Source organism: Mastigocoleus sp. MO_188.B34 (assembly GCF_030065675.1).
In the GTDB taxonomy this organism is placed as follows: domain Bacteria; phylum Cyanobacteriota; class Cyanobacteriia; order Cyanobacteriales; family Nostocaceae; genus Mastigocoleus.
Window position 1 is genome coordinate 1 of record NZ_JASJDK010000182.1, and the last position, 12327, is coordinate 12327.

General features: G+C 36.4%; 8 protein-coding genes and 2 pseudogenes. All 10 read right to left on the minus strand.

The features are described from left to right. Positions 1–382: 382 nt before the first annotated feature. Positions 383–1129, minus strand: a pseudogene (locus QNJ50_RS26850) (helix-hairpin-helix domain-containing protein); the annotation flags it as partial. Positions 1130–1160: 31 nt separating this feature from the next. Continuing rightward, positions 1161–2443: pseudogene (locus tag QNJ50_RS26855) on the minus strand (transposase). A 168-nt stretch (positions 2444–2611) separates the two neighbouring features. Next, positions 2612–2884 carry a hypothetical protein gene (locus QNJ50_RS26860; protein ID WP_300641728.1) on the minus strand — a complete coding sequence of 91 codons (273 nt, stop codon included), beginning with the start codon at positions 2882–2884 and terminating at the stop codon, positions 2612–2614. Positions 2885–3109: 225 nt separating this feature from the next. After that, entirely contained in the window at positions 3110–4150 is a 1041-nt protein-coding gene (locus QNJ50_RS26865; RefSeq protein WP_300641730.1) for a hypothetical protein, read from the minus strand. Positions 4151–5210: 1060 nt separating this feature from the next. Beyond that, complete coding sequence (locus tag QNJ50_RS26870; protein ID WP_300641732.1) at positions 5211–5798, minus strand: hypothetical protein; 588 nt, start codon at positions 5796–5798, stop codon at positions 5211–5213. Next, positions 5799–6530, minus strand: a complete 732-nt coding sequence (locus QNJ50_RS26875) for a hypothetical protein (RefSeq protein ID WP_300641734.1) — start codon at positions 6528–6530, stop codon at positions 5799–5801. A gap of 49 nt (positions 6531–6579) precedes the next feature. Continuing rightward, on the minus strand, positions 6580–7755 hold the full coding sequence (locus QNJ50_RS26880) for a tyrosine-type recombinase/integrase (RefSeq protein ID WP_366914343.1): 1176 nt from the start codon (positions 7753–7755) through the stop codon (positions 6580–6582). Positions 7756–8324: 569 nt separating this feature from the next. After that, positions 8325–9560 carry a TniQ family protein gene (locus QNJ50_RS26885; RefSeq protein WP_300641736.1) on the minus strand — a complete coding sequence of 412 codons (1236 nt, stop codon included), beginning with the start codon at positions 9558–9560 and terminating at the stop codon, positions 8325–8327. Positions 9561–9571: 11 nt separating this feature from the next. After that, complete coding sequence (locus tag QNJ50_RS26890) at positions 9572–10588, minus strand: TniB family NTP-binding protein (RefSeq protein ID WP_300641738.1); 1017 nt, start codon at positions 10586–10588, stop codon at positions 9572–9574. Positions 10589–10594: 6 nt separating this feature from the next. Next, positions 10595–11905: a Mu transposase C-terminal domain-containing protein gene (locus tag QNJ50_RS26895; protein WP_300641740.1), complete on the minus strand. Its 1311-nt coding sequence runs from the start codon at positions 11903–11905 to the stop codon at positions 10595–10597. Positions 11906–12327 lie beyond the last annotated feature (422 nt).

Sequence of the window (12327 nt, forward strand, 5' to 3'; positions counted from 1 at the left end):
TACTTAAAAAATAAGGATGTTTCCTTAATTATTTAATTGTAAAAGATAATTTTTATTATTAATTTATTGGTTTAATTAAATTGCTTTGAAACTTTAGAATAAATCCCATATCATCCCGCAATGATGCAACGCCTGCAAAGCAACCTTTCGGATTGAAGTACCACCTCTGAAGTAAGTATTTACTATTTTTTCTCGTAAATCGATTGAGTACGGTTTCATTATAATCTTTGATGCACTAATACTATTTGTACCTCATATACCTCAAAACTGCTGTAACATAAAATTGATCGTTGCTCCTTTCCCTGACCGACAAAGAGGACAAGAGAACTTTTTCTTCCAAAACCCCTTGACACCTTGCTCTTCAGCTTAAGTTCTCACCAATGGGTAGATAGCAATGCCCATCTTCTGCAGCTTCGCTAAGTACGTGAGTCATTCCCGCACGATAACGAAATTCAGAATCGGGAGCCACACCCAAATTACGGGCAATCTTATCAGCAGTGAGAAAGCCAATACCATAGATATCGCTTGCTAGTTGATAGGGGTTGTTAGTTACAATCCCGATGGCTGTATCGCCGTACTTTTTATAAATTTTTACAGCATAAGTAGTAGAAACACCGTGGCTTTGCAAAAATATCATCACTTCCTTGATAGCTTTTTGTGTCTCCCATGCTTTCTGGATCATGGTGATGCACTTTTTCGCAATGCCATTAACTTCCTTTAGGCGTTCGATGTGATTTTCAATGATATCCAGGGTTTCTAAGCCAAAACAAGCTACTATTCGTTTGGCTGTCACTGGCCCAACACCTTTAATTAAACCACTACCCAAATACTTTTCTATTCCCGTGAGAGTTGAGGGTTTGGTTTCTTTGTAACTGGTAACTTGAAACTGTGGGCCATATTGGGGATGTTCCCGCCAAAATCCATTTAGTTGTAGCGTTTGTCCGGGCTGGATATTAGCAAAGCTACCAACAATTGTGGTTAAATTTCTAGTTCTAGGCCGCTGCAATCGCGCTACAGTATAACCTGACTCTTGACTATAGAAAGTCAGACGTTCCACTACACCGGTAATTGTTTCCTGTTTGGGAGTTACGCTTATTTCTTGCTTTTGGTTATCAGGTATACCTGACATCTTTAATACTGATTGACACTCCCCTGACTCTCTAAACCGCGCTGACGTTTGGTTTATCCAATAAGTCAGGGGATTCTTGGTTCATTGACTCGCCGTTAGATTGCAGGTTTACACCAACAGTCCAAGAGGGCAGATCTCCCCAAGCGTAGGTTTCTGTGTGCCCCACAGTACTTAATCCTCTTTTAAGAATATTGATACTGGCATTCACATCTCTGTCTTCCACATACCCACAATGAGTACAAACATGAGTTCGGGTTGACAAAGACTTTTTTACTTTCTTTCCGCAATTAGAGCAATTTTGGCTTGTTATGAGGTGGCACCGCCACAGTTACCTTCCCATACTTCAAACCAAAATATTCAACCCAATTACGGAAAGTAGACCAACCAGCATCACTGATTGATTTAGCTAGATGTCGGTTACGAACCATACCTTTGACATTCAAGTCTTTGCCCTTACGGGCACGCTGCGCTAACATAGGCGACCAAATCGTTAGATTGGATTACGCAGTATGCCAGTCTCTTGCAATACTCTTTACGTTGCCTACTTACTCTTAAATGCTTCCGAGCATACCTGTTTCTAGCTTTGTGGTAGTTGTTAGATTGTTTCTGCCTAGCTTTTTTTCTCCATGAGCTATACTTCTTGGATTTTTTGCGGTTTGCACGATTTAACTGTTTCTCAGACTTGCGGTAAAAATTAGGCGCTTGTTCTACATTGCCGTCACTATCAGCAATGAAATATTTTAAACCCAAATCTATACCAACCATCTTTTTAGTTGGCTCTGTCTCAACTTTGACATTTACATCAATTGCAAATTGGGCGTAATATCCGTCAGCACGACGCACTAAACGAACTCGTTTAATTTGCTTTATATTATAGAAATGCAAGTCATAAGTCCCAACAAGTTTAAAAGTTCCAATTCCTTTCTTGTCAGTAATAGTTAAACGCTTTCTATCACCAGAAAGCTTCCAACCACTAGTTTTATACTCGACAGACCGGGAATGTTTCTTAAACTTAGGGAATCCCTTCTTGCCTTTTATCTTCTTCTTGCAGTTGTCATAAAACCGACTAATTGCACTCCAAGCACGCTCAGCAGCAGATTGACGGGCCATTGAGTTGAGTTCGTCCGCAAAAGGAAATTCAGCAGCCAACAGTGCACAATATTTATTCAATGCATATTTATTGACTTTTTTATCCTTGTTATCCATCCAATACCTTAAACATTTGTTTCTCACAAACTGGCTTGTACGGATAGCATCGTCAATATAATGAAACTGCTTTTCCTTTCCTTTTAGTTTGAACTCAAATATCCTCATTGACCCCCACACTACAACTACTCTACTTATGCTAATCCATTTAGCTAAATTGACAACTCACAATTAAGGCAGGATAAATCCTGCTATTAGTATTCATCCCCTGACTAAAGTCAAGGGGTTTTCTACATAATTCTTATAAACATAAACATGTGTTTAATATAGTTGATGTTAAGAAAAATCTGCCAAATCCAAATCTAAGTCTTCTTCATGTTCTTGAAATGTCTGAGATGTATCTGGTAGTGATGCTGGAGTATTGGGAGTATTAGTAGTTAAATTTATTGGTGCAACAGATATTCCTTGTTGAGAAAAACGATATTGGTCAACAATCCAATAAAGGGTTTGAAGAAAAGGTTTACCCAGTCTTTCACTTTCAGAACGAATATATTCGGCGCAGTCAGTTTTAATTCTGACCTGTTCACTCCCATCTTTTTGTTTCGTCATTTTCAAATAATTGATAAATCTAAGAATTTAGTTTATGAGACGTTTCCTAGAAAAAATGGCCAGACTTGTTTAGAGGTGTCCAAACCCCCACACCATACAGATTAATTAAGAGGCTAGAGGCTTCGACCACGCCAAGGCGTTCACTGATAAGTGCGGACTAACGCCGACGCCGCAGGCTCTAACTACGTTACCTTTGGATCCGCCATCGCCACAGAATCTGAATTTCTATCCGGCGGCGTACCCACCCCCAAGGGTAGCCTGCCCATTTTCAATGTGCTCCTGCGGCGAGGAGGAGTCAATTTTATGACCCAACTGCTTGGCTTTGATTAGGGCTAATTCGTATAAACCTTTAGCATTAGCCATTTCTGGTCGTTCCAAAACTGGCTCAAATCCTTTCTTGGTAAGAATATTACTGAAACCAGGTAAAGCAACCCCACCCCCAATACAAATAATTCGATATCCGTCAGCCAAGTATCTAGAAGCAAGTTTTGCTAATTCACTCAATCCTTGCTGCCACCATTGGGCAAGAGCTTGTTGGTAGATGTTTTTTATATTTAATCCATCAACTCTAAGTTCACCACGCTCCAGGGCTTTCATGATTAATTCTTCATTGCCAGGATACCCCCCATTAATAACTTTCATATTTTCTGAGATCAAAGAATCAAGTCTTTGTGTGCCAAAATGTTTAACTACTGCATCCAAAGGTTTCCCCTTCAGGTAAGGAGTAAAAGTAGTTGTACCTTTACCAAAGTCAAAAGTGGCGACGGGTTCTTTTTTTGAATAAACAGCACCATAACCTTCAGGAACAACTAACAAAACTTCAGTTTTTACTGTTATGGGTTTACCAGATAAAACAACTTTACGTTCTTGATTAAGATTGTCCTTAATTTGTTGCTTATTTGTTTTCCAAGCGTGAGAGCTAACAACTACGCGACTGACGAGAACTTTAGGGAGTTCTCCAATGTGGGCCAGTGCTCCAAAATATAGTTTTTCTATCTCATCAGTTTTACCAGTATTGCGATCGACTGTTCTTAAAAGCATCTGTCTGCTAATCAGTGCACCCTCACCAACAACAAATTTCTCGTTCTCAAGCTCAACAGAACCTAGACCATCTGAAGCAAATACATTTTTTGCACGATAACTAGGAACTCTTTCGTAAACATTATCCCCAGCAACTTTAATATTTCCATTACCAATGTCAAGTCCAAAATAATAAATCATCTTCGGTCTACCTCGTCTGGGCATTCTTTCTACTCTTGTTTGCATGTAATATTTAAAATATGCGCCTTAGAAATTTTGCCTGCATATTAAACTCCATTTTTGAGGGAGATGATCCCGTATTAGATAAGCAGGATACATGACATAGTAAATACAATGCAAATGCTATGTAAAAATTTAAAATATCGGACTCAAATCAAAATAACTTGATGAAATAACACATAGTATTTACTATGCAATTACTATGCATGAAATATATTTCGTCCAAGAAGTAAAAGCAATTAATATAAAATTTAATTATTATCTAAAATTTGAACATTTAAGGGATTAACAATATTATTTAACCGTATTTTTGATTTAAATATTATACGATGCTTTTCAAGATGTTATGGGAATAAAATTTAATCAATCCAAAATAGAGAAATAATTATTTGAAATTAGTAGCTAATAGATAAATAAATAGATTAATTTTCAGTTATTACTAAATATGTGATTTTGGATTATGGAGATAAATCTTGGGTAATAGAGGTTTTGGATCTAGTACTGCTAAGGCAATATAGCTGTAAGTCTTGCTATAAAAGAATTCATGCTTTTTGCTCTCTTCTTGTAAATTCAATATTTACAGGAACTGATTTTAGAAGTAATTAGATGCATAAAAATATATTGTTGTAATAAATTCAGAATTTATTATTGTATTTTACGCCAATTACTATTAAGAAATAGAGGACAATCAAGTTCTACTAGGTGAGTAAAGAGGATTAGAGGTATATTATTGTAATTGAGGTATTGAGAATTTTGAATAACTATATAAATTCCAGGATTTCGCTATATGTTTATTTTAAGTAGAGGAATTAATAAACAAAATTTACTGTAATTTCTTGATTTTTCAGATATTAATAATACTTATTTTTAGTATATTTTCAGACTTTTAAATACTGAGGCAGTATGAGAAACTCGTTTGTGCAGCCTGTCGCCGTTACGCTTACACTTCACTTTCGTGGCGCAGCCGCGCGTCTTCCAAATAATTTTTTCTAGCGCTGCCCACTTATTCACTCACAAAAATAAATTTACTCATCGGCAGCGCAAAAAAATGATTTGCGACCGGCTCTTAATCTGCGGGTACAGAATCCGGACTTTTTTGTGAAACCGTATCAGTATCGGATGTCGAATTTTCTTGAGAATCAGATTTTCTTAAAAGTTCTAATCTCTGGCATCCCCTACGCCACGGATGCTTTTGATCTTCCGAGCCAAAGGGGTAATAAGTCACCCAGATACTGCCGTCTGCAGTCTCATACAAAAACTTAATCTCAACGGTGTACTCACCAAAATTGCAGGTATTAATTTTGATTTTCTCTCCAACAGCAAAGGTTTCTCCATTTTGGTTAGTGGCTGTTTCTAAATTCTTATATGGTGGTGGAGATGATTCTTTCTTCTGGGATTTTTTGAGCTTGATTGCAGGTTTTGGTTTGGGAATCTTACCTGGTTCTTGGTTGTCCGTTGTTGACTTTAATTGTTGCTTCTCATCCTGAGGTTCAGTTTGAGAAGAACTGCCAGGTTCGAGTTCGATTATTTCTGCTTTTTTGTCTACCTCATCAGAAGAATTCGCTGTTTGTTCAGTTTGAGAAGAACTGGCAGGTTTAAGTTCAAGAATTTCTTGTTTATCTGGTTGAGACTGATCTGATTTTTTCTTGGACATTTATTTGGATGCAGGTTTTTTGGGTTTTGGATTCGGTTTTTGATTTGATTTTTGGTTAAATTTTTTATTACCTTGAGGACGGCGTCCTTTCTTTTTGTTAAACGGTTTTTTACCGAAAGGTTTTTTGGAAGGGTCTGCTACTTGAGCAATATATTCACCAGATTGAATTAACAGATCTGTACCAACACGACGCACCTTAAATTCCCAGAAGCGTTTGAGAGATTTGGGTGGTAAGTATCCCTGAAGCTTGAGTTTAAAAAACTTGGGTGGTTCGCCTTTGATTCTTGGTGATTGTCTGATTTTTACGATTACTTTACCAGTGGTAAAGTCTTGATAGACTACTTCGCCTTGTACAGAAAATTCATCAACTTGATACTGTAATTCTTTTGGCGTTTCTAATTCGGGATGAAGAGTTTCTGGTTCCCAAATTCCAGCGATTTGCACATGAAGAGGAATTTCAAATTCCTCCTTGGGAGTTTTTGGATAAACAACCCAAATGTGTTCCTTGTCCAAATCAATTTTTGATTTAACCAAGCTGAACATTTGTCCTTTGACAACAGCATCAATCAAAGCACCATCTTGAGTCATCAAAATTCCTTGTTTAAATCCCTCACTACTGGGAATATACCTTGCCATGAGCAATCCAATTGCTCGGTACTGCTGTTTCCTAGTAGGAGATTGTATTGGTTCTAAGGCTGCGGTTTCAGTTTGTTTTTCAGTAATGTTGACCATACAAGCTGTTTTTTGCTCCTTGGGAAGAAGACATTATCTCATCTTTCAATTAATTTTTGGTAATTGGTAAAGGTGGTGTAAAAACATAATTGCAATCCTTACAACGAAATCGCTGATGCATTTGACCATCAGCCAATAACTCAAACCCATCTGTAAGAAGTTCTTTAGATTTACAGTTAGGACATTTGTGAGTTGAACCTTTATAAACTTGCTTTTTCTTCTTTGCAGTTGTGTTCTCAGAAGATTGATTGCTTTTCAAAGGAACTTTTAGTAAATCGATCGCACGCTTTTTGGCATCTTCACCACGGCGATCGTATTTACTTGTAGTATTTGGGGAAGCGTGACCAGCAAGCTTAGATACAGTAACAATATCTGCTCCTGCATCCAATAAATTGCCAATAAAAGTCCTTCTAAAATCATGGGGCGTAAAACCATGGACGCCAGCACTTTCTCCACGCCGCTGCAAAGCCCGTAATATGCCCTGATCACTCATTCTTCTGTACATAATTCTATGGCCTTTGGTGAGAGGATAAAAAAGTGGTCCCGGTTCTTTACCTCTAACCAATAACCAATCTTTAATGACAGTTATTCCATAGGAGGGTAAGTATACAATTCTCTCAGTATCTCCTTTTGTTTCAAGGATTATTAAGGAACGAGAGCGGGATCTAAAATTTTCCAGGTCAAGATTTGCAATTTCGCTGCGTCGCAACCCAACCGTTAAAACTCCCAGTAATGCCGAATCTCTAGCTCCTAAATTAGAATTATCTTTTAAACAATGTTCCCAAAGAATAGAAATTTCCTTATCATTGAGTGCTCGTCCTTTGAGTAAGCTTTTACCACGTACAGAAGGGATATCAACAGCCCGTGCATAATCCTCCCTGTTCATCAACTCCAGACGCCAAGCTTCTTTGAGAGTCCTTCGCAAAGCAGCAATCATTTTATTCGCCATTGCTGGGCTGTATTTTTCCATTAACATAGAGCGAATTGCACTCGTGTGTTGATATCTGAGTTTTGACCAATCCAGACCGATGGCATCACAGGCATTATCCGTTAACAAACCGGCAATCTTATTTAATGCTTGGCGCATTGTCCGCCGAGAACCTTCACTCAAAGAACGCAAATAAACTTCTGCCGGATGTAAGAACAAAGGTAGTGGTTGAGTTAACATCAATGACTCGGAATTAAAATAATTACCATTGATGCTTCGCAGATTGTCATCAGACATCGGACTTATTTAGGCGAAATAACACAATATATCTTCTCTAGGTTCGCACATAAGTTGAAAATTTCCTAACGAAAGAATAGGGGTTCTAGCTTATGTTGTCGCGCATAAAATGTTCACGTAGTGCGGGGCAAAAATTTGTCGCAGATAAAGTGAAAAATTCCGGCACAATTTGCCCGCATAAAATGAACGCGCATAAAATGAAAATTTCTGCAACATTCCAGATGGCATTTCTACGTCTGTGCCACGAAAAAATAAGGGCTACAGCTACTCGTTTTCATTTTATGCGCGAAAAATTTTCATCTTATGTGCGACATTTTCAACTTATGCGCGAACCCACACTTCTCTAGGTTCGCGCATAAGTTGAAAATTTCTTAATGAAAAAATAGGAATTCTGGCTTATGTTGTCGCGCATAAAGTGAAAATTTGTCGCGCATAAGATGAAAAATTCCGGCACAATTCGCAGATAAGATGAAAATTTCTGACAGTGGTAGAGACTCTCAATAGGGTTAAGTACTAGTGAAATGAAACCATTTGTTGGTATATGGATTAAGAAAGAAGTATCAAAACTATCAATAACACCCAGTAAAAATACAGTTAGAGACGTCCATAAGGTATGTCATTTTAAAGAAAATAGTCCGATTATATATCTCAACTTGACTTGTAGCAAACAAAGATGCCACAGTTAACTCTTCAAGTTCTAAATCCACAGCTAGTTTTTTTAAAAAACTTTTACCTTCATTAACAGGACTATTAAAAAAATGAAAACCTGGTTGTTTAATTCCAGATATTTCCACATTTTTGATAGACGTTTTGACCAAAAAATTCCAGAAGTAATCTTCGATAACATTTGTGATAAACCCACAAGAACTCTTTGGGAAACACCTAAATATATCCCGAAACAAATTTACATAATATTGAGAATTATGCTTTTTAATGAAGCTACCTTTATATTTAGAATCCAAACAATTCTTATGAGATAATACAAGTTTTTGAAATTCAGAGCGCCAATTTAATGCAACAAAAAAAGCGAAATTAAAACAAGACTCAGAGTCCTGAGAATGAAAGAGAGATTTTGCACGATTACTAAACCTTTTTTTGATTTGATAAAGATTTCCGAATTTAACTATGGAACATAAAAGATATGCAAAATCTTGAAAATTCAACTTAAGAACTGGATTTGGGTTTTTATAACTATTAATTATTTCTGAATCAAAATCCGCAATTCGACATAAATTGTATACAAATTTCGATAATGAAACTTGTTTTTCACTGACAGTTTCTGGTTCATAATTACGCCAATCAAATCCACACTTGCATATCGTGACTCCTGGTCTTGAATCTACAATCTTTTTAGAGCATTGAGGACAAGAATCAATCAATAAACAGTTATGTAATGGGCAATGTTTGATAAAAGATAACTCCCAAACTGAGCGACAATAAGGTGCAGAACGTAAACAAATAGGACAAAGTTTTACCCTTTTTTTACTGATGCTTTGGATTGGAACAAAATCTCCAAATATTTTTACTGTATTCATAAATGTGCTATTACTCTGTCTTGGGGAAATCCAAGCCATTGACCAGAGAATATGTTCTTCTACTTCTGATAACAAACTAAGTTTTTGTAAATCATCTTCGTGGGAATAAAATAAATTTGCATAAATTCCTCTTTTCTTCAAAGAGGACATCTTAAAAATCCAACTAGGAGAAGGATAATAGTTGCTTTGTGCAAGCCGAATAATATAACCAGAAAGACTTTCATCTTTAAAGGGACGGGGTCTACGCAGTAGTTTTTTAGTTATATACACTCTCGCTCTCTTTATTTATGTAAAATATCAGATGCCTTAGTAGTTTTTTTCTTTGTTTTTATCCTATTATTTGTAGCTTTTACCTTTATATTTGAAGAAATTGAGGAATGATTTTTGACTTCATCTAAAAAATCCGACTCGATGAAAGGATTTTTTTTGTGGGGTTTATCTGCTTTCACATACTTTTCAAAAGCCGATGCTAAAACATTTAAGTCAAGTTTTTCTTGACCACGTTTAAGTACTAGATGTGTCCCATAACGAATCAACTTCATTACATAAGCAACAATACCGTCAGAGGCATAGTAAAAACGTAGAGCCATTTCCTCACAAGCTAAATTAGATTCCTCCATCAAAGGCAATTGTGACTCTACAGCATGCAAAAAAGTACGAAATTCTCTTCCAGAATCTTTCCAAGAAAAAGGATTGAGGTTGTGTCTATTAGCAAATCTCCGACTCAGTTGAGAATTGAACTGAAAAACTGTTTCAGCTTCGGGTAATCCAATTAAAATTACAGGTACTTTAGTATCTAAAATTAAATTTTTTAACCAGTCTGATACTGTTTTGAGAACTTTAGCAGAATCTCGGTCAATAAAATGTTGAAATTCATCTAAAAAAACCAGAGATACTCCACAATCTTTCATCAATCCAATTAGTCTGATAGTTTGATTAGAAGTAGTTCCTTTATCATAAGCAGGATCTCCTAGTTCCCATAAAAGCTTCGTAACAACGCTTTTTACTGTTGCAGGAGAAGGAATTGTGACCTCGAGAATGGGAACAATAGTCCCATCTGGTGTTTGGTATCTTGGATAATTTTGGCTATAACTTTTTAAAATTGTAGTTTTTCCTGCGCCAGTTTCTCCCTGTAAAAACAAGCATTCAGGTTCATCTTTTAAATTTGATAAATGATGACAATCATCTATTGAATCTAAAATTTCCTTGAAACGAGGATATAGCACATAGACGTTATTAGCAATATATAACCTTGAGGAAATGGTCATTTCTTTTAAAGATTTCTGTGAATTATCCATATTTATTTACGATTTTTTAGGTAATCCAATACTGACATCCCATCCAGATAAATCTGGTTTCCAATCATCAATATCTAAGTCATTAGTAGAAACATTATTAACGATTTTAGTCTTTGAAGATTTACTTTTTGAACGTTTTCGCTGCTTTTTGCCAATCTTTTTAGTTGTTGCGACTACTGGAGTTTGATTAACATCGCAACTATGATTAACTTTATCTAATTCTTCTGTGTCAGGAGTCAATGGGGGCGATAAATCATTATTTAAGACACTACCAAGGTCAGATACACCCGTTATTTCACCAGTAAAATCTTCACCATTATCAATTATTTTCTCTTGATTAAAATTGTGTATTGTTGTGTGATTTATAGTTTGCTCTTGTGGTGTCCGAGAAAATTCTTGATTATCATCTTTGTTCAATTCTTCACGTCCAACTCCCAGCCATCTAGCCATTGCAGTACGAGTTTTACCTTTTTTAGTTGTTTTCCATTCTCGTTCGACAATTTTTTGTATTTTCTCTTTAGCTAAGATCAAAGCAACAATGTCTACCCTATCAACACCTTCTTTATGTGCAAATTGCTTAACTACTTTGTGCTGCCAGAGACTTAACCCTTGTGTATAATCTTGGGAAACCGCCATCACTTCTAAGAATTGTTCTGTACGAGGGTTTTTAACATAAATTCGGGATAGATCAGTGGGGTCATACTTGATAATTACTTTTTCAGATTTCAAACACGAAGACCGTAGACGTGCTAGGTCTGAACTGTTATAAAAAAGACCTTCAAACTCAACCCCATGCCTGCTAACTTTACGAGTAGTTATACTACCAATTAAAATTTTTAATTCTTGATTAGAAGCTGGTAATGCAGGGGGGAATTCAATAATCGCTTTTGACCATACTAAGGCGCGTGGAAACTTTAGTTCTGGATGGGAACTTTGATTATGAACATCAACAATAAAAATATGCAGGATTTCTTGTAATGCCTCAAAAGAAATTACTGTATTTTTTATTGGATCGTAATCATACTTTTGAAGAAAATTAGGGAACTTTTTACCCGGCTTATCACTTAGCAATTGACTATTTAAAGCCCCAAAGTATCTTTCAATTGTGCTTTTATACCAAGGCATTTTTGGAGGACAATATTGAATTGTTATTCCCAATTGCAGACAAGCATCTTCAAAGTGGGTGCTGTAAAACTCTTTACCATTGTCCACTACAACTACTTCTGGCAATCCATAAGTATCCCAAGTATTTTCTACACTTGGGTACTCAGAATGGAGATAATCTTTAGGGCGAATGGCGTGCAGTAAACACTGCATTACTGATAGGTAACTTGGCGGTTCGAAGCTAGCGTAATAACCCAGCGTCATCCCTTTACAACAACAGCAAAAATGATTTCTACAAAGTAGAAACAACAACAACAATCCCTCCAAAAATTCTGATATAATAGAACAAATAAAGTATTGACAACGTAGAAATTGATTAAGGTAGAAACAGCAATAGACCCTCAAACTGGTGAGCAGTTTCGATGCGTCTTTGATACCCAAAGCAATTTACCCGTAGAAGCAATTCAAAGATTTCTAAATTACTGCCACAAGCGAGGATTAGCCGCGAATACAGTAGACCCGTCCAAAATATTAATACAGGTATAAAAAAATGGTAGAAAGGAAAATTAGTACTCTACCATTTTGATTAAAATGTCGATTGTCTTCGATTATATTCAAAAATATCCTCAAAGAAC

What these genes read in the sequence shown, in the direction of transcription:
- QNJ50_RS26860 (WP_300641728.1), bottom strand. Translation starts at nt 2,884, where the DNA reads ATGACGAAACAAAAAGATGGGAGTGAACAGGTCAGAATTAAAACTGAC.
- QNJ50_RS26865 (WP_300641730.1), bottom strand. Translation starts at nt 4,150, where the DNA reads ATGCAAACAAGAGTAGAAAGAATGCCCAGACGAGGTAGACCGAAGATG.
- QNJ50_RS26870 (WP_300641732.1), bottom strand. Translation starts at nt 5,798, where the DNA reads ATGTCCAAGAAAAAATCAGATCAGTCTCAACCAGATAAACAAGAAATT.
- QNJ50_RS26875 (WP_300641734.1), bottom strand. Translation starts at nt 6,530, where the DNA reads ATGGTCAACATTACTGAAAAACAAACTGAAACCGCAGCCTTAGAACCA.
- QNJ50_RS26880 (WP_366914343.1), bottom strand. Translation starts at nt 7,755, where the DNA reads ATGTCTGATGACAATCTGCGAAGCATCAATGGTAATTATTTTAATTCC.
- QNJ50_RS26890 (WP_300641738.1), bottom strand. Translation starts at nt 10,588, where the DNA reads ATGGATAATTCACAGAAATCTTTAAAAGAAATGACCATTTCCTCAAGG.
- QNJ50_RS26895 (WP_300641740.1), bottom strand. Translation starts at nt 11,905, where the DNA reads ATGCAGTGTTTACTGCACGCCATTCGCCCTAAAGATTATCTCCATTCT.